The sequence below is a fragment of the Pseudomonas sp. S1(2024) genome, assembly GCF_046557535.1.
This window is the reverse complement of the sequence record NZ_JBKGFP010000063.1, coordinates 13,270-36,499: the sequence shown is the minus strand read 5'-3', so window position 1 is coordinate 36,499 and position 23,230 is coordinate 13,270. Positions and strand designations below refer to the sequence as shown.

General features: G+C 58.3%; 21 protein-coding genes and 1 pseudogene. 8 read left to right on the top strand and 14 right to left on the bottom strand.

What is annotated here, in order from left to right:
* Positions 1-62: 62 nt before the first annotated feature.
* Complete coding sequence (locus ACLCGK_RS17495) at positions 63-257, bottom strand: pyocin activator PrtN family protein (protein WP_410952555.1); 195 nt, start codon at positions 255-257, stop codon at positions 63-65.
* Here ACLCGK_RS17495 and ACLCGK_RS17490 point away from each other — a divergent pair.
* The 4 genes and pseudogenes from ACLCGK_RS17490 to ACLCGK_RS17475 form a co-directional block, all read left to right on the top strand.
* Positions 224-1,045: pseudogene (locus tag ACLCGK_RS17490) on the top strand (phage late control D family protein); the annotation flags it as partial. The gene ACLCGK_RS17495 and the pseudogene ACLCGK_RS17490 overlap by 34 nt on opposite strands.
* 37 nt (positions 1,046-1,082) lie before the next feature.
* The gene (locus ACLCGK_RS17485) at positions 1,083-1,652 is read left to right on the top strand and encodes a glycoside hydrolase family 19 protein (protein ID WP_410952554.1); all 570 of its coding nucleotides are present in this window, start codon (positions 1,083-1,085) and stop codon (positions 1,650-1,652) included.
* Positions 1,652-2,206: a lysis system i-spanin subunit Rz gene (locus ACLCGK_RS17480; RefSeq protein ID WP_410952553.1), complete on the top strand. Its 555-nt coding sequence runs from the start codon at positions 1,652-1,654 to the stop codon at positions 2,204-2,206. Before ACLCGK_RS17485 ends, ACLCGK_RS17480 begins: the two co-directional genes overlap by 1 nt.
* Positions 2,207-2,358: 152 nt before the next feature.
* A complete protein-coding gene (locus ACLCGK_RS17475; protein ID WP_410952552.1) occupies positions 2,359-3,153 on the top strand; it encodes a DNA adenine methylase in 795 nt (264 codons plus the stop codon).
* Between the two features lie 69 nt (positions 3,154-3,222).
* Here ACLCGK_RS17475 and ACLCGK_RS17470 read toward each other — a convergent pair whose 3' ends face one another.
* The 5 genes from ACLCGK_RS17470 to ACLCGK_RS17450 form a co-directional block, all read right to left on the bottom strand.
* Positions 3,223-3,687, bottom strand: a complete 465-nt coding sequence (locus ACLCGK_RS17470; protein ID WP_410952551.1) for a hypothetical protein — start codon at positions 3,685-3,687, stop codon at positions 3,223-3,225.
* Positions 3,680-4,366: a S1C family serine protease gene (locus tag ACLCGK_RS17465; protein WP_410952550.1), complete on the bottom strand. Its 687-nt coding sequence runs from the start codon at positions 4,364-4,366 to the stop codon at positions 3,680-3,682. The genes ACLCGK_RS17470 and ACLCGK_RS17465 overlap by 8 nt, the downstream gene beginning before the upstream one ends.
* Before the next feature lie 958 nt (positions 4,367-5,324).
* The gene (locus ACLCGK_RS17460) at positions 5,325-5,957 is read right to left on the bottom strand and encodes a hypothetical protein (protein ID WP_410952549.1); all 633 of its coding nucleotides are present in this window, start codon (positions 5,955-5,957) and stop codon (positions 5,325-5,327) included.
* Between the two features lie 76 nt (positions 5,958-6,033).
* Complete coding sequence (locus ACLCGK_RS17455; protein WP_410952548.1) at positions 6,034-6,879, bottom strand: hypothetical protein; 846 nt, start codon at positions 6,877-6,879, stop codon at positions 6,034-6,036.
* A 309-nt stretch (positions 6,880-7,188) separates the two neighbouring features.
* Entirely contained in the window at positions 7,189-7,422 is a 234-nt protein-coding gene (locus tag ACLCGK_RS17450) for a hypothetical protein (RefSeq protein ID WP_410952547.1), read from the bottom strand.
* A gap of 92 nt (positions 7,423-7,514) precedes the next feature.
* Here ACLCGK_RS17450 and ACLCGK_RS17445 point away from each other — a divergent pair, with 92 nt between their 5' ends.
* Positions 7,515-8,336: a hypothetical protein gene (locus tag ACLCGK_RS17445; protein ID WP_410952546.1), complete on the top strand. Its 822-nt coding sequence runs from the start codon at positions 7,515-7,517 to the stop codon at positions 8,334-8,336.
* Between the two features lie 469 nt (positions 8,337-8,805).
* On the opposite strand, the gene ACLCGK_RS17440 is transcribed toward ACLCGK_RS17445, so the two are convergent.
* A complete protein-coding gene (locus tag ACLCGK_RS17440; RefSeq protein ID WP_410952545.1) occupies positions 8,806-10,326 on the bottom strand; it encodes an NCS1 family nucleobase:cation symporter-1 in 1,521 nt (506 codons plus the stop codon).
* Between the two features lie 253 nt (positions 10,327-10,579).
* The gene (locus ACLCGK_RS17435; protein ID WP_410952544.1) at positions 10,580-12,991 is read right to left on the bottom strand and encodes a TonB-dependent siderophore receptor; all 2,412 of its coding nucleotides are present in this window, start codon (positions 12,989-12,991) and stop codon (positions 10,580-10,582) included.
* 244 nt (positions 12,992-13,235) lie between these two features.
* On the opposite strand from ACLCGK_RS17435, the gene ACLCGK_RS17430 reads away from it, so the two are divergent.
* Positions 13,236-14,273 (top strand): sterol desaturase family protein, encoded by a 1,038-nt coding sequence (locus ACLCGK_RS17430; protein ID WP_410952543.1) that lies wholly within the window; start codon positions 13,236-13,238, stop codon positions 14,271-14,273.
* A 33-nt stretch (positions 14,274-14,306) separates the two neighbouring features.
* Here ACLCGK_RS17430 and ACLCGK_RS17425 read toward each other — a convergent pair whose 3' ends face one another.
* The 5 genes from ACLCGK_RS17425 to ACLCGK_RS17405 form a co-directional block, all read right to left on the bottom strand.
* On the bottom strand, positions 14,307-15,200 hold the full coding sequence (locus tag ACLCGK_RS17425) for a polysaccharide deacetylase family protein (RefSeq protein ID WP_410952542.1): 894 nt from the start codon (positions 15,198-15,200) through the stop codon (positions 14,307-14,309).
* A complete protein-coding gene (locus ACLCGK_RS17420; RefSeq protein WP_410952541.1) occupies positions 15,200-16,072 on the bottom strand; it encodes a GNAT family N-acetyltransferase in 873 nt (290 codons plus the stop codon). Before ACLCGK_RS17420 ends, ACLCGK_RS17425 begins: the two co-directional genes overlap by 1 nt.
* A 183-nt stretch (positions 16,073-16,255) precedes the next feature.
* Positions 16,256-17,173, bottom strand: coding sequence for an amidohydrolase family protein (locus ACLCGK_RS17415; RefSeq protein ID WP_410952540.1), 918 nt, complete (start codon positions 17,171-17,173; stop codon positions 16,256-16,258).
* A gap of 88 nt (positions 17,174-17,261) precedes the next feature.
* Positions 17,262-18,590, bottom strand: a complete 1,329-nt coding sequence (locus ACLCGK_RS17410) for an MFS transporter (RefSeq protein ID WP_013971792.1) — start codon at positions 18,588-18,590, stop codon at positions 17,262-17,264.
* Between the two features lie 78 nt (positions 18,591-18,668).
* The gene (locus tag ACLCGK_RS17405; RefSeq protein ID WP_024086593.1) at positions 18,669-19,646 is read right to left on the bottom strand and encodes a hydroxyacid dehydrogenase; all 978 of its coding nucleotides are present in this window, start codon (positions 19,644-19,646) and stop codon (positions 18,669-18,671) included.
* Positions 19,647-19,882: 236 nt separating this feature from the next.
* On the opposite strand from ACLCGK_RS17405, the gene ACLCGK_RS17400 reads away from it, so the two are divergent.
* Positions 19,883-20,560, top strand: a complete 678-nt coding sequence (locus ACLCGK_RS17400) for an RraA family protein (RefSeq protein WP_013971794.1) — start codon at positions 19,883-19,885, stop codon at positions 20,558-20,560.
* An 87-nt stretch (positions 20,561-20,647) separates the two neighbouring features.
* On the top strand, positions 20,648-21,874 hold the full coding sequence (locus ACLCGK_RS17395) for an MFS transporter (RefSeq protein ID WP_410952539.1): 1,227 nt from the start codon (positions 20,648-20,650) through the stop codon (positions 21,872-21,874).
* 4 nt (positions 21,875-21,878) lie between these two features.
* Here ACLCGK_RS17395 and ACLCGK_RS17390 read toward each other — a convergent pair whose 3' ends face one another.
* A complete protein-coding gene (locus tag ACLCGK_RS17390; protein ID WP_013971796.1) occupies positions 21,879-23,213 on the bottom strand; it encodes an MFS transporter in 1,335 nt (444 codons plus the stop codon).
* Positions 23,214-23,230: the final 17 nt, after the last annotated feature.

Genomic DNA, 23,230 nt, shown 5'->3' with positions numbered 1-23,230 from the left:
CCTCCGCCGTTGATGTGAGAGTCGGCGGGGGCCGTATGCCCCTGATGGCCGGGGCCGCCTGGTCAAGCTGACTGGGTTGAACGTTCGGCCTGTCGGTCGAGATAAGCGGCAAGGTTGTGGAGGTAGATCACGTGCTGTGCTTTCTTCGAGGTGTCGATTTTGCTCAGTTGAAGATCAATCCGACCTTTGTTGATCAGCTCCTTGAAACGTCTGTCGGATCCGATACACGGTCGACGAAGTGCAGTTATCCGGCCCACCTGATGAGCTGACCATTCGCGGCAAGGCCAGCGACATGCGCGGCAGCGGTAAGACCATTCGTAGCGGCAGTTGGGAGAATGTGCCGCTGTCCGAGATCGTCACTGAAATCGCCAAGCGCAATGGCTGGGAGGTGGTTTGCCCGGTCACGACGAAGGTCGAGCGGATCGATCAGCGCAACGAGTCGGACTTCAACTTCGTCACGCGCCTGGCGCGGCAGTACGACAGCACTGCCAAGGTTGCCCAGGGCAAGCTGCTGGTGATGCCCCGGCAGGGTGGGAAGAGTACTTCGGGCAAGTCACTGCAGGTCATCACCGTCAACAAGACGGACGTGTCCCGCTATCAGTTCCGGCTGAGCGACCGCAGCACGCAGAAAGCAGTGAAAACCCAGCATCAGGATCAGAAGTCCGGCGCTTTGAAGGTGGTCCAGCTCGACAACGACGAATCGCCGGATGGCCTGCCCCCAGTTCACACCGACCGGCATATCTACCCCAACGAAACTGCTGCCAGGCAGGCCGCCAAGGCGCGGCTGGCCGCGTTCAACCGCAGCACCGCCAGTGTGCGCTTGGAAATGGCGGGCCGGCACGACCTGTTCGCGGAGTGCTCGGTGAATGCCCAGGGCTTCAAGGTTGGGCTCGATGGCGAGTACCTGGTGGAAAGCGTGGAGCAAGTGTTCACGGCCAACGGGTGGACCACGACCGTGGAGTGCAACGGCGGGAAGAAGGGCAAGGCCAAGGCCTCGGGCAAGAAAAAGAAAGACGACAAGCCGCTCAAGGTTGAGCAGCTCTAACCCACATGGCCGTATACGGCCACCACTGGAGAGACCAATGGCTATCTCAGTTCAACAGTTGCAACAAATCCTCCCTAACGCCGGCCGCAAAGCCGGCGTTTTTGCTCCCGGCCTCAACGCAACCATGGGCAAGTACTCGATCATTACCCCTCGGCGTATGGCTGCGTTCCTCGCGCAAGTCGGCCATGAGTCAGGGCAGCTGCAGTATGTGCGCGAGCTCGGTAACGATGCTTATCTGGCCAAGTACGACACCGGGCGCCTGGCGGAACGCCTCGGCAACACCCCGGCGGCTGACGGTGATGGTCAGCGGTACCGTGGCCGTGGGCTTATTCAGGTCACCGGCCGCGACAACTATGAGGCCTGCAGCGAAGCGCTGTTCGGTGACAGCCGCTTGCTCAACACGCCTGACCTTCTTGAGCAGCCCGTCTATGCGTCGCTATCGGCCGGCTGGTACTGGCAGCGGGCAGGACTCAATAGCCTCGCGGACAAGGTGCTGCGGGCCGATGACTCGGTGTTCGAGCTGATCACCCGCCGTATCAATGGTGGCCTCAATGGGTTGAAAGATCGCCAGGCGCTCTACAAGCGTGCGCTTGAGGTACTGCAGTAATGCCGCTGAATTGGCGTATCGCGCTTCTGGCCGCTGCGGTCGGGCTCTATGCCGGCGGGCGTGGGGCCTGGGTGTGGCAGGCCAGCGAATACGGAAAACAGCTGGCTGAGTTGGCCGCCGGTTATGTCCAGCAGTTGGCGGACAGAGATCGGGTTCATGGTCGGGAACGTGAGGAGGCTGCAGTTGCCGCCTTGGAGCAGCTGGCAGAGCAGAAAGCTCAGCGAAAAGACCTGGAGGATCGCCTGCAGGAGCAGGGCAAAACACACTGGAAGGAGATGAACGATGCAAAACAGATTCAAGATCGCTTGCGTGACAGGCTGGCTACTGCTGACTTGCGGCTGTCAGTCCTTGTCGATGCCGAAGCCTTTGCCGCCCCGGGTTGTGACGGTGGGGTGCGAGAAGCCGCCGGCACCGGAGGCGTGGTTCATGCAACCGTTCGCGCCCGACTTGACCCAGCACATGCTCAACGAATTATCGGCATCACCGACACCGGTGACCGAGGGCTGATCGCACTACAGGCCTGCCAGGCCTACGTCCGCGAAGTCACCAAGTAGTAAAGAGGCGAGCCGGGAGGATGCGTCAACATCCAGCCCGGCCCACCGAACCCGCAGACCCTTCCTGCAAGTCCAGCCGTAGCCTCTGCCTTGTGCACAAAGCGCGGCGAGCCTAACACCTGTTTATTCATACAGTAAAGACTTGCATACCTATGACCTCTCCAATTATCCCCTGGATGGGTGGCAAACGCCGCCTGGCCGACCGCTTGATCCCTCTCTTTCCCCCTCATGAATGCTACGTCGAAGTCTTCGCCGGCGGTGCTGCGCTGTTCTTCATGCGCCCTCAGCCAGCCCCGGTGGAGGTATTGAACGATCTCAACGGTGACCTAGTCACCCTCTACCGCGTTGTGCAGAACCACCTGGAAGAGTTCGTGCGCCAGTTCAAGTGGGCGCTCAGCTCCCGGCAGATCTTCGAGTGGCAGAAGATGACGCGCCCTGAAACTCTTACCGATATTCAGCGTGCAGCTCGGTTCTTCTACCTGCAGCAGCATGCGTTCGGTGGGAAGGTAACTGGGCAGACGTTCGGTACCGCGACTACCGGGCCGGCCATCAACCTGTTGCGCATCGAAGAGAATCTGTCTGCTGCATGGCAGCGTCTCGCAGGCACCTACGTCGAGAATCTGTCTTGGCTCGACTGTGCCGAGCGCTACGATCGACCACATACGTTCTTCTACATGGACCCGCCATACTGGCAGACTGTCGGGTATGGCGTAGATTTCCCATTCGAGGAGTACGAGCGAATGGCTCACTTCATGCGCCGTTGCAAGGGCAGGGTAATGGTCAGCATCAACGATCACCCAGACATCCGACGGGTATTCGACGGTTTCCACTTCGAGTGCCTGGATATCCGCTATAGCAACACGAACCAGCGCCAGTGCAAGGCGGAGGTCACAGGCGAATTGGTGATCATGAACTGGCAACCTACTTCGCTAGGTGGCTTGTTCTGAGGTGATGCGGCAGCTTGGAGTCAAAAATACTAGTTGAGTGGACATCTAGGAAAATGTCCACTCAGTATATTATGCTTTGTCTGCTGGAGAGTTAATTGTTGTTTTTTTGCTGCGCTGCAAAGTGCACCAAGCATTTTTGGTTATTTTGAATACCGCAATTATAGCTAATGTTACAAATCCAGTGGCAACACCTATGGCGATATGAAATTTCGCGGCTAGAGAGGCAGCGATCACAGCTATAATACTTTTAGCGTTTGAGCCCGCTTCGGCTCTTTCAGGTTTGTACTTGCTCGACGATGTGCAGAAGAAATCATACACCTCGTCTACAACCGAAAGCCACAGACTATCCTCACGTTTGATGATGGATGTTTGAACTACTGCTCTTTGAGGGCTTATTTCCCCAGTAAGCATCATTCCTGCGGCGTCAAAGTCATAATCATCTTTTTCAAGAGCGGACTTTAGAAAAGATCGCAGATGATGAGGTGCAAGCTCCTCAATCGCTGTAGTAATGCTGGCTGCATCAATGTTATTCATAAATACCTTCGGCTTTCATTAGGTCAATACCATAGCTAATGCCAGTTGCAAAAGAAATATTACTGTCTTGCCCCAGTGCTATACCTCCAATGAGGGCTACCGGTTGCGTTCCGGATGGTGAGTATCGGCCTGAAATAATTCCAATAACCTTATTCGTGGTGGCGTCGATAAGAGGTCCTCCGCTATTTCCATCGTTGACAGCGGAGTCTAAAACTAAACTTCTTGCATTCCTTTCATTTGTGACCTTTGCGCTTACGATGCTCTGAGATGATTTGAGCAAGATAAGTCCACGAGCCGCGAAAGGAAAGCCGAAATAGCCAACAGTCGTACCAATTGCCGCTTCACGTTCGTCCCCAAATGCAATAGAAGGTTTGGGGCCGGTAATTTTGAAGTTAGATTCTTCCACTTTTAAGAGTGCTACGTCATTTAGTGGGTCAAACTGAGCGATAGTGGCTTTGACAAAGTGGAATTTAAGGCCTTGCAGGTGAGGGAAAGAATTCGGGTCTGGCGGAGTTGCGATGTAAATTTCCTTCGTAAGATCTAGTGCGTGCGCGCAGGTCAAAATATAGCCTTTGTTGCTGCAGATGAAGCCGGAGCACAAAAAAATAAAGCTTGGGGTTCCCGGTGTGGCGATCATTACGCTGCTTGATAAGTGTGTGGTTACTAAGTTTTTTAGCATGAAGGGTTCCGTTACATGAGTTGAGTGGAGGTGGTGAATGTTTTAATGATTTTTGCCTAAGGCGACCTCTTCAAGTATAGCGCGAACGCAGAGTCTCCGTCACCGCCGAACCTCAACAGCTACTCCTCGCTGTATCTGCGTTCAGGATTGTAACTGTTTTATCTCGGATGAGATTCAGCATGGATGTCGAGGGTCGTTAGTGCGGCAGTTACGTTTTCCTGGGTGATGACTGATCCGCGATGGCGGACCCCCAAGGGAGAACTCTTCCAGCGCGGCCCTAAGGATGGTCTAAAAAACCAGTCCTTGAAATATACACCCCAGCAACCATGCGGGTTACAGCGCGGCCGTTTCGCAAATACGGGGAATTTCAGATTTTCCCTAATAGCGAGCTGGTTCAGGAGTAACAGCTCAGGTGGGCAGCAGTGTCGAGGTTTTTTCATCCGTGAGCTTGCACCAGAGTCGATAAGTCTCAGAGCAAATTTAGGGCAGATCTTGGGGAGGTTGAAAAGAGCCATCAGGTAACGGCAGAACAGCCGTTTACTCAGTCCTGCTGCGACCTATAATGGATTTTGGTCGGGTTCAGGTCTTTACGGATCAATGGTCTATAATGTGGGCTTTCACGCCGCAGCAGGGTTCATGAAATGGCAACGGAACTTTCCGATATGATCTTGCCTGACGACCCTTTGATGCTGCAGGCTGTTGATGCAATGCGGCGGTATCATGAGGCACAAGCATCAGGCTGCTCGGAAGAGGAGGTCGAGCGTCTCCGTGTCTTGGCAGATTCGCTCTTCCAAACGATCGCTGACTTCAATCTGCAAGCTCTAGGGCATCCGTGTGGGCCTCGGCACTAGCATGAATTTTGAGATGAAATCTTATTTTACTTACACATTCATACCAATGCGTGTGCCGATGTCAGAGTACAAAAATTAACCCATACCCTCGACGTGCAAATGAGATTTCAGTCCTTTGCCTTGCTAAGTTTAAAAGTTCTATTTTGGTAATTTTGTTTGATTAAGGCATTGGAAAGTTCTGTAAATAAATATGATAGTTCCTTAAGGTTCCATTCGGTTATGTATTTTGCTTCGTCGTCGATTGCCATCCCTTTTTCTGATAGTGACGCAATTGTATTTCGTACCTTCTGGCCAAGTTCAATTTGAATTTTTTCCATGTCTCTAGTTGCTACAAGTCTGCAGCGGCTAAATGTATCTTCAAGTCGAGCAGTGCTACTATTTGCCCTAATCTCGTTTTGTGTGGTTTGAAACTTAGCGTCCCGAGCGCTGAGTTCCTCAGCAATGTTCTCGCATTCTTTGGCCAGCGCAATGTCACTTAGGTGATCTTTTTTTAGCTGTCTTTTGACTAAATATTTTTTCACATATGGCCAATCCCATGTGGAAAATATCAGGGCTCCTAATATAAAGCCTGCTGCAAATTTACCAGTGATGTGCGTCAGCGCCTCGTTAGCTCTAATGATAACTTCGTAAGTGTTTTCTGATGTGATGTTTAAATCTAAAAATTTGCCTAGCCCCCATTTCAATAGCTCTGTAAATAACGCGATGAATAAAGATATGATTAATAGAGTGGTTCGCTTCATGTTTCCCCTATTTGACGTTAATGGTTGGCGTCCATACAGCGGTTATGGCATGGGCGAGGGGCTTAAATTATTATCTTTAACTGGCGCTGCGCTTGGTTCTAGAACCCTTCCCGATAACAAGTAGAGGTTTCCAGTTTTCGTCTGCGGAAGTGTGTTTGAATTCGGCCATGATTTGTTGTTGTGTGAAGAAGTGTTCTGTCATGTATATTACAGCGTAAAACTGAGTCCAGTCTTTGCTTCCAGAATATCCGCGCATGTCCTCATATAAGCCACCAACAGCTGTTTTAACTTCGTCAGATGAGTCGGCGAACTTGTATTCGATGGCGGTTGATAGTGACTTAACACCTATGTCTGGTTTGTAGGTCTTGGTGTTTTGGATTATTGAGGTTTCTCGTACGGTGTCAGGAAATACGTGAATTAAAAGGTCATACACGCTTTTTCTTACTTGGGCCTCGTTCTGTGGCTCTATGCCTCTGTCAAATATTATTTTGGGGGTATTAAGTAGTATTCCTTCGAGAGTTGATTTCTTTTGTACTAAATCTTGGTTTAGCAGGTTTTCACCTAGAAGGGCTGAGAGGGCGTGTAGGTATTGTCTGAGATAAATTTGCGCTTGGCTATAGAAGTCGCCAAGGTAAGGGGCGACTGCAACTTCCTCAAGCTTTCCTTCAAATATGGTAAATCCAGCTTGGAATTTCGAGAGCAAGTTATTTAGAGAGAGGTGCTCCATTAGTAGGGATAGTCCGATGTAGGTTCTCTCAAGTCGCCACTTGAGCTCGGACTCTGTCATTTCATTTTCTTCGTTGTAATAGTTGTTTTCTAGGCTTAAGTGAAAGCTGAGTTGTTGTAGTTTTCCTATGGTGCTATCGATCTCTGCTAGTTCATCTGCCATTGCGGAAAGTAGCAGGTTAGGATTAAAGTTCATTTTTGGAACTCCATTTCATGTGTTTGGCTGCGATCTGGATGCAGGTTTTTAGTGCCGAATCGGGTGCTGGGATCCCCCTATGGAGGAAGGTGTCAAGCTTGAAACTAATCCCGAAATACGCTTTTTTGGATGTTAGGGTAAATGAACGGCGATTTCTAGGGCACCTTATGCGAAAACAAGCTATCGCTATTGCATGCCCGGCGCGGCCTGACGATCAGCTCGGCTGGCACACACCTCTGTTCAGAGCCAGGCCGAAGTAGGTGCGGATTCGGCTTCACAGTCCGTGAAATTTTCTGTGTATTAGCTATGCTAAAAAGGTGCCAAGCCATGATATTTCAGGTCTTGCGCGCTTTCTTCCAGCGCAATCGACATGTCTACCTCCCATTCATTACTTGATCTGCCTGGGTCATCCACTATGAACGAGTTCCTGACCCGTTCCAGAACCTGAAGATCAGTAAGTTTTTCGAGCTCGGCTGATGTGAGGTGAGGGTTATTTGCCAGTACCAGGGCACGTAGTTCTTCCATTGCGCGGTCGCGTTTCATAGACAAACTCCTTTTGCCAGCTCAAGCATTATAGCCCGGGCAGACCTCCGCCCCCTGAATCTCGATCAGTGGCTAGCTCGGTGTCCTCAGGGATGGAAACCTTGGGGCAAGCCGTACGCCAGTCCATGCCAAATCATGCCCACCCAGCCACTGATACTCAGATTAACGGCGCCCAAGTCCCTGTTGATTGGGACTTGGGCGCCTTTTTCCATTCCTACTCCAGCACAATGGGGGGGCTGCTCGCCTTGTCGCTGGATCTGTCGATCGAATCTTGCCAAGCTTCGCATTTGAAATTTAGTTTTCGAATGAGGTCAAGCATGTCGGATGGAATGAGGGTGGGCACCGCATGGGTGATCTGGGGGTTCCTCGCGCTCGGTGCTCTTGGCGGAGGCGCGTTAGTCGTGCTGGACTACGCTGGAATTCTCAGAGATGCGCCAGCTTGGGCGCAGGCCTTCGGAGGTATCGGGGCAATCCTAGTTGCCGTGTTCCTCGCACAGCGGGAGCGTGTCCACCAAAGGCGCGAAAAAGCTCGCGAGAACTATGAATACATGCAGAAAGCATTTGGAGTTGCAGTGAATGCGGATGCAGCGATCGACTCTGCAGCGCAGCACATTTTGAAAGGCGCAACCGCGGAGGTAATGCTGAAGTATCACGTCACCGTGCTGGAGATGGCGTTGGAAGACTTAAGAGGGATTGACCAAACTCGTCTCGACGATCTGACCATTGCCGACGCCTTTGTTTTGCTTAAGCGCTATGCCTACCTTAGCCGCACTGGAATCCTGTTGCAGGCTGAGACTGGGGGACGTTTCAACCTAGATGAGGTGTCTGCTTGGGGGGCGAATTCGAGTGAGCAGATTCACCGGATGACCGACGCTATGATTCATTACCTCTCTCGACATCCGAGACTAGCGTAGGAACTGACTGATCAGCTATTAAGCCAAATCAGTCGTACGAAGGCTGAAATCATCATTGGTAGTTGGTACAAATTTGGTACAAATGATTTTGGAAGGCTTTGGGAGTCACGTATTTAAAGGGTATTTGCGAACGTATGCCCAATCCATCATCGGTGCAACGCTGAAGCGACGGGAAGGCTCAGGGCGTGTGGTTGCTGGGTTAGAGCCTGGGTTTGTGGTCATATCGTTCAACGTGTCTTGTACCAAATTCAGCAATTTCGAGGGTGTTTGTAGCAAACCGAGGGCGCGACGTAGCAAAAGTCGGCGGCAGGAGATCGGTGATTGCCAGGGCAGGCGGCTAGTTTACCAAGAGAGCAGGGCATGCGTCTGGAAACAGATCGGATGGTTCTTCCGAGCGAGCGGGCATCTCAGCTGGCCGCTCCTACAGGGGCCCGCGCTGGCCGTGATCAGGGCGCGCTGGCAGCCCCGGTCAGTGGTGCGTGCTATCCACTGCGATGCTTTCGCCGGAAACCTCAAGGTACCTTGCGCTGCGGTTGGCGAGGGCATAGTGGATCAGCCCGCCCAGGCCCGCGCCGAAGAACCAGGAGAACTGCGACAGCGTATCGAACGCCGGCACCAGCGCCAGCACGATGGCGATCAGCGACGCCGGGATGAAGGCCGCTACGGCGCGCAGGTTGACCCCGCCACGATAGTGATAGGCGGCCTCGCTGCTTTCGCTATACAGCTCCGGCAGGTTCACCCGGCTGCGGCGTACCAGGTAATAGTCGGTGACGATGATCCCGTACAGTGGGCCGAGCAGGGCGCCCAGGCCGCCGAGGAAATACACGATCACGGACGGGCTGTTGTACAGGTGCCAGGGCAGGATCAGCACGGCGATACCGGCACTGAGCAATCCGGCGCGGCGGAAGTTCAGCAGGTTCGGGGCCAGGTTGGTGAGTACGTAGGCCGGGGCGACGAAGTTGGCCATGATGTTCACCGCCACGGTGACGATCAGGAAGGCCAGGCAGGCCAGCACCAGGCCGGCGGTGTTAGGGATGGCTGCAACGATCTCGGTCGGGCCCTGCACCAGTTTGCCGTCGATGCTGAACTGCGCACCGGCGAGCACCACGGCGATCAGTGCGAAACCGAGCATGTTCACCGGCAGGCCCCAGAAGTTGCCCACGCTGATGGTACGCCGGTCCGGGCAGTTGCGGGTAAAGTCGCAGAAGTTGAGGATCATGGTGCCGTACAGCGAGACCCACAGCGCGGCGGCACCCAGCACCTTCAGCCACATCGTGGAGCCGGTCGGCGCGTTGCCGCTGGACCAGGAAATCGACAGGCCGCTGCGCCAGTACATCCAGCCCGCCAGGCCTGCGAAGGCGACCAGGATGATCGGCCCGGCGAAGGATTCGTAGCGGCGCACCATCTCCATGCCATAGGCGAAGATCGCCACCTGCACGCACCAGATGCCGAGGAAGGTGATCCAGCCCAAGGTCGACAGACCGAGGATCGAGTTCTGGTCGTAGGGCTTGAGCTCGGGAGCGATGGCGGTGAGCAGCACGCGCAGCACTACCGAGGCGAGGTAGGTCTGGATGCCGAACCAGGCGATGGCGATTACCGCGCGGATCAATGCCGGGATCTGCGCACCATGGATGCCGAAGCTGATCCGGCACATGACGGGGTAGGGCAGGCCGGTCTTCTGCCCCATGTAGCCGGACAGGTTCATGAGGCCGTAGATCACCAGTGCGCCGAGCGCGAAGGCTGCGAGGATCTGGGCGCCGCTCATGCCCAGGGCGAAGAGGCCGATGGCGAAGGAATAGTTGGCGATGTTGTGCACATCGTTGGTCCACAGTGCAAACAGGCTGTAGCGGCCCCAGGTGCGATTTGCCGCGCGGGTCGGTGCAAGGTCGGCACTGTAAAGGCGCGGGCTCAACTCCAACTGAGTGGGCCCAGCCGTTTCGGCAGGGGGAACATCAAGCTGGCTGACACCGGAACGTGAAATTGACGCCATCGGGACTCCGTAACTCTTGTGTACTTTTATTTTTGGTTTTGTATACAAACAAGATTCGTACCAACCCGCCGAGCACTTGGATTTGGCGGTTCTCGGGCTTTTGTATCCTCTTTATTGGTCGCCGTCACCTCTGATGCGAGCCTGGAGATGGGAAATTTGTACACACATATTGTGCGCATTTGTTACTGGCTGCGCCAAATATGGATACTTGTTCGGCGCCGCTGCCAGGCATCGGCAGCGAGCGCCGGCTGGGTCAGAACGCGTACACCAACGTGGCCGTGGCGCTACGTGGGCTGCCGTACCAGCCACGTGAGCCGATGGCCGTGTAGTAGGTCTTGTCAAACACGTTGTCGAGGTTCAGCGAGACGCTGGTTTGCGGCGTGAAGGCATATTGCGCCATCAGGTTGACCACGCTGTAGGCACCCTGGGTGAAGGTCTCCTTGTTGGGGCCTGCGTTTTTCTCGTACTCCGATCCTTGCCAGCGCACACCGCCGCCCACTTTCAGTTGCGGCAGTGACTGCAGGCGGTAGCTGGTGAACAGTTTGAGGGTGTCGCGGGGCACCTCGGTGAGCAGGCGCTCGCCATCCGAGTTCTTGCTCACGGCATAGGTGTAGCTGGCCGATACTTGCCAGTCAGGCAGGATCTCGCCCGCCATTTCCATTTCGAAACCGCGGGTCTTGGTGCCGGACTCGGCCCGGTAGGCCTGGTTGCCGTCTGGCGCCTGGGCGTCGCCGTCCGCCACGGCCAGGTTGTCCTGGTGCACTTCGAACACGCTGAGTGCAGCAGTCAGGCGCTTGTTCCAGAACTCGCTCTTCAGGCCCAGCTCGTAGTTCACGCCCTCCAACGGGTCGATGTAGCTGCCCAATGCAGTCTGTTTGTCTTGCGGGTTGAAGATGGTGGTGTAGCTGGCATAGGCCGACCAGTTGTCATTGATGTCGTAAACCAGCCCGATGTAAGGGGTGACGACCCCGGTTTCGCTGCGCGAGGTGTGTTTGGTTTCACCGCTCGCCAACTGCTCCTCGGTTTCGTCACGTCGCCAGTCGATCACCCGCGCGCCGGTAATCAGCGACAGGTCATCGGCCAGGCTCCAGCGCACCGAGGCCACCAGGCCGTCCTGGGTTTCGTCCAGCGCATTTTCGGTCGTCTTGTTATGGATGGCATCAGGTATTGGTAACGAGCCATCCCAGTCATGGATGTTGTCGATGTCCTGCCAGGTCCACAGATGGTAGCCGTCGTTGCGGTAGTAGGCCCGGTAGTGGCTGAGCCCGACGTACGCCTGGTGCTCGCGCGACAGCACTTCGAACGGGCCCGTAGCCGACAGGTCGAACGAGGTCTGCCGAGGTTCGCCTGCCCAACGGCCAGTCCAGGTCTGGATGCCGCTGCCATCAGGTTTGACGGTGCCGCTGGCGGCGGTGGCAAATACGTCGTCATAGCTTCGGCGACTGTGCTCTGCGTTGAATTTCAGGTGCCAGCCGTTGGCCAGGTCGTGATCCAGGGTGGTGAACAGGGTCTTGGTGCGACGCTTGTGGTAGCTCCAGTCCGAGGCCGAGTTGAACGAGCGGGAAGGGCTGAAGTGACTGCCATCGGAGTTGAACATCGGGAAGCCGTGGTTACCGGCGCCGTCGTTGTCCATTTCCTGATACTCCGCCCCCACGGTTAGCATCGTGCTGTCGGTGATGTCCCATTCCAGCACCCCATAGCCCACCTGCCGTTCCAGGGACTGGCGGTCGACGTAGCTCTGGCTGTCGGTGTTCGAGGCCACGAGGCGCCCGCGTACATTGCCGCTTTCCGACAGCTTGCCAGACACGTCCAGCTCGGTGCGGTAGGTGTCCCACGAGCCTGCTTTCAGGGTCAGCTTGCGTTGCGTTTCAAAGGTCGGCTTCTTGCGGATCAGGTTGACGGTCGCACCGGGGTCACCAGTGCCGGACATCAGCCCCGTGGCCCCGCGTACCACCTCGACCCGGTCATACGACACCATGTCGGCAAGGTCGTCGCGAAAGCCAAAGCTGTCAGGTCGGTTGAGGCCGTCGACCTGGATGGTGCCGACCTCGAAACCACGTACGTAGATATGATTGGCGTCGCTGCCGGCCGGCCCCATGCTGTCGACGACCACGCCTGGGGTCTGTTCCAGTACCTGGGCAACATCGTTCAGGTTCTGGTCTTCGATCTGCTGGCGGGTCACCACGCTGATCGACTGTGGTGTCTCGCGTGCCGAGAGGCGCAGCCCGGTTGCCGTATTGGCCGAACCTGTGGTGTAGCTGCCGGTGCCCTCGGTGGTAGCACCCAGCCCTACGCTGGAGACCGTCGTTGCAGCAAGTTCCATCGTGCCATCCTGGCTCGGACGGGCCAGCATGTAGTGCTTGTCTCCCGTTTGCAGCACCTGCAGGCCACTGCCTTGCAGCAGTTGCGCGAGGCCTTGCTCTAGCTCGTAACTGCCCTGCAGTCCCTCACTGCGCAGGCCAGCGATTTCTTCGTTGCTGACGCTGACAGTCACCCCGCTTGCCAAGGCGAAATGATTGATTGCGGCCCCCAGCGGCCCCGCCGGGATGCTGTAGCTGACAGGCACGGCCCAGGCATTGGCACTGGCCAGCAGCGAGCCAGAAAGGCTTGCTACCAGTGCGGCTTGGCGAATGCTGAAGGCGGGGGGAGAAAAACAGGCGGACATCCATTGGCTCCTTTCGATGGACTATGCGGGCGCAATGATGAGAAGCGCATTGATAATGATAAAGCTTCGCATAAAGGCGGCCGGATAGTTGTCCTTCCTCCTGCAGTTGTCAATCGGTGTGTTGTGTTTTTGCGGGCGGGGGCAAGCGATTACCCGGTGCTTGAAGCACCACTTCATGCAGAAAGCCACTCGAGTAAATCAATCTGATTTACAATTGCGTCCCTTTTGCCGAGGCTGACGTTTCGTGGATGCCCTGTCGCTTGCCTATGAGCACCTGACCGATTGGGTGATCACGCCCGTTACCGACCAGTTTCTCGGCATTTTCAATTTGAACGGCCGTTTCGGGGCCTTGTTCCTTTGCATCTCCTATGGCGCAGCCTATGGTCTGTTCCGCTTCAGGAAGCGGCGCGGCCTGAGCGACGCCCAGTCGTTCTGGCAATTCATCGGCGGCGCCCGGGTACATCTGCATCCCTCGGCGCTGCTGGACTACCGCTACTACTTCGTGCGGGCCATCCTCAAGGTTGCACTGGTGCTGCCCGTCGTCCATCTGGTCGACCCTTACATCCTGCGCTCCGGCGATTACCTGGCCTTTTTCAGCAACCTCTGGGGCGCGCGCCCGCGCCTGGGCGAGAACCTTGCACTGTCCCTGCTCTACGGGTTGGGGGTGTTCCTGCTGAAGGACTTCATCCATTACTGGGCGCACCGGGCCTTTCACTCCCGCTGGCTCTGGGCCTTTCACAAGGTCCATCATTCGGCGCCCGTGCTGGTGCCGGCGACAGCGAGCCGGGTGCATTTCGTGGAAAAGATCGTCGAGAAACTGAGCACCGGCATTGGCATCGGCTTCTACGCCGGATGCTTCTGGTACCTTTGCGGCGGTGAAGTCAGCCGCTACACCCTGTTCGGCGTGACCTACCTGGTGTTCATCTTCAACAGCCTGGCGGCCAACCTGCGGCATAGCCATGTCTGGCTGTCGTTCGGCCCTCAGCTGGAACATGTGTTGAACAGCCCGGCCCAGCACCAGATCCATCACAGTGATGCCCCGCGCCATTTCAACCGGAACTTCGGCACCAACCTGTCCCTCTGGGACTGGATGTTCGGCACGCTCTATGTCACTACATCAACGCCCGAAAACATCCGCTTCGGCACCGGTGAGCAGGACCACCAGCGTTACCTGACGGTCTATAGCCTGATCGTCACGCCCTTTGTCGAAACTGGCCGTAAGGTCCTGATGAAATGCCAGCGCAAGGCTGTGCTCGGCGCGTCCGGCAGGGCGGGTCGTTAGCTGATCCCGTGTTTGTTGCGAACGACTGACCGCTCAGGCGGGGAACTGGGCTATCCAGTGCCTGGCAATCTCTTCGCGCCGGCAGACCCACACCCCGTCGTGGCCCTGCACGTAATCGAGAAAGCGCGCCAGCGCCATCGCACGACCAGGATGGCCACTGATCCGCCCATGCAGGCCCACGCTCATCATCTTCGGGTGGTGCGCGCCCTCCTGCCACAACAGGTCGAAAGCATCCTTCAGCAACCGGAAGAAGTCTTCACCGCAGGCGAAGCCATTGGGCAGCAGATAGCGGGCGTCGTTGTTGACCAGTGTGTACGGAATCACCAGGTGGGCGGGCGAGCCTGGGAGCCAGTAGGGCAGATCATCGTTGTAGGCATCCGAGCTATAGAGAAACCCACCTTCCTCACGCAACAGGCGGCGGGTGTTCTGGCTGACCCTGCCTGTATACCAACCTACGGGGCGTTTACCGCAGATCTGCTCGATCACCTCGATGGTGAGGCGGATATGGCGCCGCTCCTGGTCTTCAGGCATGTCGCGATAGTCCAGCCAACGGTAGCCATGCCCGGCAATCTCATGCCCGGCAGCGCAAAGCGCATGGCCAATCGCCGGGGTCAGTTCCAGTGCTCGGCCAACGGCAAAGGCGGTCAGCAGCAGGCCCCTGGCGCCGAACAGCTCCAGAATGCGCCACACACCTGCGCGCGATCCGTATTCGTACATGCCCTCGACGCTCAGGTCCGGTTCCCCCACACGCGGCGGGCGGCCGGGTAGCTCATGGAGCCAGGCCTCCGACTGTGCGTCGCCATTGAGCATGCATGACTCCGCACCCTCTTCGATGTTGAGTACGAACTGGACCGCGACGCGCGCCCCACCGGGCCATCGCGGGTGGGGTGGGTTGCCGCCATAACCGATCAGGTTGCGAGCGGACATCAGCCCAGCTCGAAGGTCGTGACGGCGAACACACGTTCGTGTGCGATCGCCGGAGGAGGGCCCAGATACATGCGTGCGCAGCCGAAAACCTCGATCATGCCCTGTTGGCGCACAAGCGCCATCGCGGCGGGGTTATTCTCGGGGGCATCCAGAAACAGCGGGCAACCTTGCGCAAATTCTGCCAGGCGTGCGTAGAGGGCATTGGCTGCCAGGGCGTCATCGGCGAACAAGGGGCCGATCTTGTAGCCTTCCCGGCAGCGCCTTGCCACGCCATAGCCGCTAAGCCTGCCCTCGCGGCGGCAACCCACGGCAAGTGCATCGGCCTGGGCTATCCACCCGCTCAGGAAGGCTGCGCGCGGGGCAGGGAAGCAGGTGCGGTCGTAATCGACCACCTCATCGAACGGGAAGGTGGCCAACGGAACGATGTCCTGGTTGTCTACCTGCGAAGGCGCCGGGCGTTCGGTGGCCTTGGCACGAAAACGCATGTTGCGATGGGAGAAGACGAACCCACCCTTGGCGTAGTAGTCCTGCATCGCGAACACGCCGTCCATGCCAATGCTAGCGCCTGGGCGCAGGCGGGCGAGGAGTCGCTCGCGGCGTGCGTGCCAGAGGGTATCGCCCAGGCCTTGACCGCGATACTCAGGCCGGACGATGAAAAAGCCCATGAAACCGAATTCGCCGTTGTAGGAAGTGATGGCACCGCCACCGATCAATTCGCCGCCCCGGGACGCCGCGATGAAGGCGGCAGGGTCCGTGGCCCAGAACAAATCGGCATCGTGAACGCCGGGATTCCAACCCTCACGGGCAGCCCAATCGACGAGCTCGTCCAGTTCGGGACGGGTCATGTTGCGTATGACCAGCTGATTCGACACCGCTAAGTTCCCCCAGTTGCTAACAGGGCGGATGGTTCATCGTCACTCGGAACCCTTTGGGTATAGCTTTAACGCGAGTATTGATCCAGGCCGTTACGACGCCTGCAGGGCATGTTCATCGCGATAGATCTGAGTAGTTTCGTCATTCGGCCGATGCGGGCGACGTTTCGGTTTGGCAGGTGATTAGAAGTCGTAAAGCTGGGCGGGGTTGTCGCGCAAGATCAGGGTCTGGGTTTGCTCCTTTGGAGCCCAGCTCATCAGCAGGTCAAGGATCAGCGCATCGTCGGGTTTCTGCTCGGCGGCAAGCGTCGGGTGCGGCCAGTCGCTACCCCATAGCATGCGATCAGGGCGATGGCTGATCAGTGCACTGGCGACTCGGCCGACGTCCTCGAACAGCGGTGCTCCGATTTTCGAGCGAAGATAAGGTGCCGACAGCTTGATCCATGCCCGGTCGGTGTCCAGCAGCCGCACCAGTGCGGCGAAAGCCGGCGACTTCAGCGCTTCTGGCTGTGGTACATGGCCCATGTGGTCGATAACGATCTTGCCTGGCAAGGCCCGCAAGCGCGGGGCAACCTCGGGCAGCAGCGGCCCGGGAGCGACCTGTACGTTCCAGCCCAGTTCGCCGACCCGCGCGGCCAGGCTTTCTAGCCCATCGAGCACCTGGCTGCCAACGCTCAGGTTGAAGCGGATACCACGCACTCCTGCCTGGTGCAGTTCGGCAAGCTTTGCGTCGGTAATCGCATTGGACACAACCGCCACACCCCGGGCATCGCCGCGGCTGCGCAACAAGCCATCGAGCATCACCTGGTTATCGGTGCCGTAGGTCGATGGCGTGACGATGACCATGCGGCGGATGCCCAGGCGCTGCTGCAGTTTGCGGTAATCCTCCAGCGAGGCATCCGCCGGCAGCAGGGTAGCTCCGGGTGCGGCCGGGATACGGCTGTCGTAGAGGTGCATGTGGCAGTCGATGCTGCCTGCGGGCGGCGTCAGGCGCGGGTGCGCATCGCCCTTGCTGAAGGGCACGTCGGCCATGGCGCCCATGGAGGCGACAGCACCCAGTGCACCGGTGGCCTGCAAGAGTTGACGACGAGACAACGTCATGGATATTCCTCGTTTTTTGTTGTTGTGAAATGACGATGCCCACGTTCCTGAGGCAGGAAAGCGGGCATCGAAGTACGGCTTGCGCGGCTTATTTCGCGCTGAGAGCGCTGGCTGCCTCAGCTTGCTCGCGCTGGCGCTTGCGGCCAATCACCAGTACCGCGAGCCCGGCCACGGTGCACAGCGCGGCCAACGGCATCAGCGCCAGGGAGTAGCTGCCGGTGGCATCGTGAATGGCGCCATAGGCATTGACCATGATGCCTCCGCCAATCAGGTTGGCCATGGCGCCCACGGCTGCCAGCCCTGCAGCAGCAGTCGAGGAAGACAGCCAACCCGACACCAGCGCCCAGAACGGCCCTTTCATCGAGTAGGCGCCCACCAGGACCATTGTCAGCATCACTACCGTTGCCGGCAGGGACGAGGTGAACAAGGTCATCAGCAGGCCTGCTGCAATCAGCAGCATGGTCATTGCGGTGTGCCAGCGACGCTCGCCGGTACGGTCGGAACTGCGGCCCCAGATGATCATCAGCACCGAGGCGATGCCGTAAGGGATGGCGTTCACCAGGCCGATTTCCATGGCGCTGAGGCCAAAGGTTTTCAGCAACTGCGGGGCCCACACGCTCATGGTGCTGCCAGCGGCAGAAGCGCCCGAGTAGATCAGGGCCAGCACCCAGATGTCTTTGTGGCGCAGCAGCTTCCACAGCGAAATGTGGCCGATGGCGGTCTTTTTCGAGGCTTCATCAGCCAGGCGCTTGGTGAGCCAGCCGCGTTGCTCGTCACTCAGCCACTTGGCCTGCTCGGGGCGGTCGGTAAGCACGAACAGGCAGGCGATGCCCAGCAGTACGGCTGGAATGCCTTCGAGAATGAACAGCCAATGCCAGCCACGCATGCCCATCCAGCCATCCAGGTTCAGCAGCAGGCCCGACAGTGGCGAACCAATGAAGTTGGCGGCAGGGATCGCCACCATGAACAGCGCCACCATGCGCGCGCGGTAGGCAGACGGCAGCCAGTAGGTGAGGTACAGCAGCACGCCCGGGAAGAAACCGGCCTCGGCAGCACCCAGCAGAAAGCGCATCACGTACAGTGAATTGGCACCCTGAACGAACGCCGTGCCTGCCGAGATCAGGCCCCAGGTGATCATGATGCGGGCTATCCAGATGCGTGCCCCGTAGCGTTGCATGGCCAGGTTGCTGGGCACTTCGACCAGGAAGTAGGCAAAGAAGAACAGGCTGCTGGCGAAGCCGAACACCTTGGCCGTGAGCTGCAGGTCCTCGTTCATCTGCAGGGAAGCCATGCCGATATTGCCGCGATCGATGATCGCGATCAGGTAGCAGACGATCAGAAAGGGCAGCAGTCGCCAGGCGATACGGCGCATGGTGCTGCGTTCGAGTTCATCCGGCAGCGATGTTGCTGAAGTCATGGTGCTCTCCAATTGTTTTTTTTCTGGAGTGACGCGTGTGAACGTGCCCCGCTCACGAGAGGCACGCGAGGGGTGCGATCAGCTGGCGAAGAGGTGGCGGTTGACCACGCAACGCGGGTCCAGAGCATTGCCCGCCCACACATCGAGAACCTGCTTTAGCGCTACCAGGCCTACCCGTTCGCGGGCCTCGGTGGTGTTGGCACCGACATGCGGCGTGGCGACCAGTGTCGGCAGGCCCCACAGCGGGCTGTCGGCAGGCGGCGGCTCGGGGCTGAAGGTATCCAGGCCGGCACCGGCGATGCGGCGTTCGCTGAGCGCTTTTACCAGGGCGTTGGTGTCGATCAGCTCACCACGGGCAGTGTTGATCAGGATGGCGCCTGGGCGCATGCGCTCGAGCTGGGCAGCGCCAATCAGGTTGTGGTTGGTCTCGGTCAGCGGGCAGTGCAGGCTGATGATATCGCTTTCAGCCAGCAGGCGATCGAAATCCTCTTCGCGTTCGACGTGCGGGCGCTCCGGCAGTTGCTTGAGGTAGGGGTCGAACACCTTGACCTTCATGCGCAGTGGCGCCACCAGGTCCATGAGGATGCTGCCGATCGAGCCCAGACCGATAAGCCCCAGGGTTTTGCCCGACAGCTCCATGCCGTTGGCCGAGGATTTGTCCCAGTGCCCGTCACGCATGCGCGCATCCAGCAGTGCGGTTTGACGTGCCACGCTGAACATAAGGGCGAAGGCCAGCTCGGCCACCGACTGGGCATTGGCGCCCAGGGCGATCGATACCGGGATGCTGCGGTCGGCGGCGGCCTGGAGATCGATGGTGTTGTAGCCCACGCCGTGCTTGGCGATCACTTTCAGGTTGGCTGAAGCGTCGATCATGGCGCGGGTCAGTTTGCCCTGGCGGACCACGATGGCATCGGGCTGTTCAGCGCGAATGATCGCTTCCAGTTCTTCGGCGGGCAGGTAGGGCGTAGTGGGGACGACTCTGACGCCCTGTTCGGCGGCAAGGTTCATGGCCTCGGCGGCAAGCTCAGGGCCGGTCAGCAGAATGGTACGGGACATCGTGGATACCTTGTTCTTGTCTGGGAGCGGTTCGGGCGCAGTCTGCCGCTCATCTGCGGCAATGGGATAAACCCTATCATAATGAAACGCTGTTGCAAGAAAATTAAGATGCTCGTCGATAGCAAGCAAAAATAGCCGACAAAAATCAATTGCCACGACTTTAATGAAATGACATTCTAAAAAACAGATTCGGCAGCGGCCGATGACATCGAATAACACCAAGAGAGGTATGTCACATGAGCATTGGCTTCCAAGTGCTTGAGCGCGCACGTAAAGTCGGTGATGAGTGGGTTGCACGTTATCGTGAGGTTCCGGTTGCCAACGTCAGCGATTCGATGAACCGGATGACTGCAGGTGGTGCCCGCCTGCGCCCCATGCATCGCGAAGGTGTGCTGTGTGGCCCGGCCTTGACAGTCAAGGCGCGCCCAGGTGACAACCTCATGCTGCATTACGCGATCGATATCGCTCAGCCGGGCGATGTGATCGTGGTCGATGCCGGTGGCGATCTGACCAACGCCCTGATCGGTGAAATGATGGTGGCCTACGCGGTCAAGCGTGGCTTGGCCGGTATCGTCATCAACGGCGCCATTCGCGATGCAGCCAACATCGGTGCGGGTGACTTCCCGTTGTTCGCTGCTGGCGTTTCGCACCGTGGCCCATACAAGGACGGCCCGGGCGAGATCAACGTGCCGATTGCCATTGATGGTATGGTGATCGAGCCAGGCGACCTGGTGATCGGTGATGACGATGGCCTGCTGTGCGTGCCTTACGACCACGTCGCCGAGGTCTATGCTCGCGCTACCGCCAAGCACACTGCCGAAACCGCACAGATGGAACACATTGCCCAAGGCACCAACGACCGTTCCTGGGTCCTGGAGTCCTTGAAGAAGAAAGGCTGCCTGCTGCCAGGCTGATCCAGCATGCGCTGCGCACCTTGCGATGGGGTGTGCAGCGGCTGTTGGGTCGGTGTCGGTCGCGGGTTCTATTGAGGATTCGCAGACTTGTCCGATTCATCGTCACCGCATCGCAAACGTTGGCCCGCCGCCGTGCGGGCGCTCGCTCATCGCAACTTTCAGATCTATTTCGCAGGCCAGGGTGTTTCCACTCTGGGCAAGTGGGTTCAGCAGGTTGCATTGGCCTGGCTGGCCTATCATCTGACCGGTTCTGCCGTACTGCTGGGGCTGATCACCTTCCTTTCGCTCGCGCCGCAATTGCTCATCGGCCCGTTGGCAGGAGCGTGGATCGATCGGCATGACAAGCGCCGGTTGCTGATCATCGTGCAGCTTATCCTGATCGCGCAGTCGCTCGTGCTGGCGCTTGCAACCTGGCGCAACTGGATCGATGGTCCGTTCATTGCTGCCATGGCATTGCTGCTTGGCTTGCTCAATGCCTTGGAAACCCCTCTGCGCCAAGCGCTGATCGGCAGTTTTGTCGACGACCCGGCCGACCTGCCGAACGCGTTGGTGCTCAATGCCATGTTGATCAATGCCGCACGGTTCGTCGGCCCGCCATTGGCCGGTGGGCTCATTGCCCTGGCCGGCGAGGCGGCCTGCTTCGCCCTTACTGCCGTGGCTTTCATGGCCTTGCTGGGTGGCTTGCTGAAAGTGCGCGGTACTGCCGGCCCAAAGGCCAGTGGCTCAACCGCGCAAGTGTTTCGCGAAGGGTTGTTGTATCTGTGGCAAACGCGCAACGTTCGCCAGTTGCTGGTCAACGTGATCATGGTCAACTTGTTGGCATCCTGCTACGCGGCACTGCTGCCGATCCTGGCCAGGGCCGTGTTCGCTGGCGATGCGCGAGTGCTTGGATGGTTGTGGGGGGCGGCAGGCGCGGGCGCGTTCGTGGCCACGCTGGTGCTGGCGGTTGGCGGTGCATTGCCTCGCCTGCGGCAGTTCACCGATGCTGGAGCACTGCTATGCGCGGTTGCGCTGATCGGTTTGTGGATGGCGGGTGCGCTGCCACTGGCGTTGCTGGCGCTGGGCGTTCTGGGTTTCGGCATCACCCTGAGCAATGTCAGTACCAACATGCAGCTGCAAAGTGGCGCACCCAGCCATTTGCGTGGCCGGGTGATCGCTTTCTATATTGCCATGCGCTTCGGCTTCGAAGCTTTGGGCGGCATGGCGGCGGGGCTGATCGCGGCCCGCTGGGGAGCGCCGGCGACCTTGGGGGTCGCCGGAGGGTTCCTGGTGATCGGGCTGTTGGGTCAATACGGTATGCGTCGTCGCAGCTGAGCGGTCAGATTGTCTGGCCTTGGCCGTGAGGCGTCTGCTGCTTGGCGGGGTCGCCCAGCCAAAGCATCAGGCAGGTGCCGACCAGCAGGATCGATGCAACGGCAAAGAACGGCATGCTGAAGCTATGAGTGGCGTCCTTGATCAGGCCGATCAGGAACGGGCCTGTGAAGCCGCCCAGGTTGCCGATCGAGACGATCATCGCCAGGCCGCCAGCGGCGGCGCGACCGGTCAGGAAGGTCGAAGGTATCGCCCAGAACGTGGCCTGGAATGACAGGATGCTCGCCACCGCCACGCACAGGCTGGCGATCTTCAACACCGGCTGGTCAAGCAGGGCGGCGGCCACCAGGGCCACGGCGGCCAAGGCCAATGCACTGACCACATAGGGCAGGCGGTGACGGCTACGGTTGGCCAGCCGTGCCCACATCGTCATCGCCAGTGCCCCGAGCAGGTAGGGCAGGGCGACCACCAGGCCAACCACGCCGCTATCGATGCCCAGGCCTTTGATGATCTGTGGCAGCCACATGCCTATGCCAATCGAGCCGACGATGCAGCAAAAGTTGATGGCCGCCAGGGTGAACACCTTGGGGTTGGTCAAGGCTGCGCGCAGCGTATTGCCATGAGATGCACCGATGGCCTGTTGTTCTTGGGACAGGCGCTGGTCAAGCCAGGCTTTCTCTCGCGGGTTGAGCCATTTTGCCTTGGCCGGGGTGTCGACCAGCACGAAGAGGCAAGCGATGCCAAGCAGCACGGCCGGCATCGACTCGGTGACCAACAGCAGTTGCCAGTTCTTCAGGCCCAGGACGCCGTGCTGTTCCATCAGCCAGCCGGACAGGGGCGAGCCGACGATGTTGGCCGCAGGAATGCCCAGCAGGAAGGCGGCAGTGGCTTTCGCCCGCCATTTGCCGGGGAACCAGTAGGTGAAGTACAGGTATACGCCAGGCGTGAAGCCCGCTTCGGCAAGCCCAAGCAAAAAGCGCGCAATGCTGAAACTGATTGGCCCGGTGGCGAACGCGGTGGCCATGGAGATCAGCCCCCAGGTGATCATGATTCGCGCAATCCACACCCGTGCGCCAAAGCGCTGCATTAGCAGGTTGCTGGGGATCTCGAACATGAAGTAGCCGAAGAAGAACAGGCCGGCCGCCCAGCCGAACATCGTCGCGGTAAGGCCCAGGTCCTGGTTCATGCTGATGGCGGCGAAGCCGACATTGGTGCGGTCGAGGTAGCTGATCACGTAGCAGATGAAGATGAACGGCACCAGGCGCCACAGCACGCGGCGCATCAGGCGTTCGCCCTCGGCGTCGCTGAGCGGCGCCTGGGCAGCGGGGGTTTCGTGGGTCATGTCGTCACTCTTTTGTA

What these genes read in the sequence shown, in the direction of transcription:
- ACLCGK_RS17485 (WP_410952554.1), top strand. Translation starts at nt 1,083, where the DNA reads ATGGCTATCTCAGTTCAACAGTTGCAACAAATCCTCCCTAACGCCGGC.
- ACLCGK_RS17480 (WP_410952553.1), top strand. Translation starts at nt 1,652, where the DNA reads ATGCCGCTGAATTGGCGTATCGCGCTTCTGGCCGCTGCGGTCGGGCTC.
- ACLCGK_RS17475 (WP_410952552.1), top strand. Translation starts at nt 2,359, where the DNA reads ATGACCTCTCCAATTATCCCCTGGATGGGTGGCAAACGCCGCCTGGCC.
- ACLCGK_RS17470 (WP_410952551.1), bottom strand. Translation starts at nt 3,687, where the DNA reads ATGAATAACATTGATGCAGCCAGCATTACTACAGCGATTGAGGAGCTT.
- ACLCGK_RS17465 (WP_410952550.1), bottom strand. Translation starts at nt 4,366, where the DNA reads ATGCTAAAAAACTTAGTAACCACACACTTATCAAGCAGCGTAATGATC.
- ACLCGK_RS17460 (WP_410952549.1), bottom strand. Translation starts at nt 5,957, where the DNA reads ATGAAGCGAACCACTCTATTAATCATATCTTTATTCATCGCGTTATTT.
- ACLCGK_RS17455 (WP_410952548.1), bottom strand. Translation starts at nt 6,879, where the DNA reads ATGAACTTTAATCCTAACCTGCTACTTTCCGCAATGGCAGATGAACTA.
- ACLCGK_RS17450 (WP_410952547.1), bottom strand. Translation starts at nt 7,422, where the DNA reads ATGAAACGCGACCGCGCAATGGAAGAACTACGTGCCCTGGTACTGGCA.
- ACLCGK_RS17445 (WP_410952546.1), top strand. Translation starts at nt 7,515, where the DNA reads ATGGAAACCTTGGGGCAAGCCGTACGCCAGTCCATGCCAAATCATGCC.
- ACLCGK_RS17440 (WP_410952545.1), bottom strand. Translation starts at nt 10,326, where the DNA reads ATGGCGTCAATTTCACGTTCCGGTGTCAGCCAGCTTGATGTTCCCCCT.
- ACLCGK_RS17435 (WP_410952544.1), bottom strand. Translation starts at nt 12,991, where the DNA reads ATGTCCGCCTGTTTTTCTCCCCCCGCCTTCAGCATTCGCCAAGCCGCA.
- ACLCGK_RS17425 (WP_410952542.1), bottom strand. Translation starts at nt 15,200, where the DNA reads ATGTCCGCTCGCAACCTGATCGGTTATGGCGGCAACCCACCCCACCCG.
- ACLCGK_RS17415 (WP_410952540.1), bottom strand. Translation starts at nt 17,173, where the DNA reads ATGACGTTGTCTCGTCGTCAACTCTTGCAGGCCACCGGTGCACTGGGT.
- ACLCGK_RS17410 (WP_013971792.1), bottom strand. Translation starts at nt 18,590, where the DNA reads ATGACTTCAGCAACATCGCTGCCGGATGAACTCGAACGCAGCACCATG.
- ACLCGK_RS17405 (WP_024086593.1), bottom strand. Translation starts at nt 19,646, where the DNA reads ATGTCCCGTACCATTCTGCTGACCGGCCCTGAGCTTGCCGCCGAGGCC.
- ACLCGK_RS17400 (WP_013971794.1), top strand. Translation starts at nt 19,883, where the DNA reads ATGAGCATTGGCTTCCAAGTGCTTGAGCGCGCACGTAAAGTCGGTGAT.
- ACLCGK_RS17390 (WP_013971796.1), bottom strand. Translation starts at nt 23,213, where the DNA reads ATGACCCACGAAACCCCCGCTGCCCAGGCGCCGCTCAGCGACGCCGAG.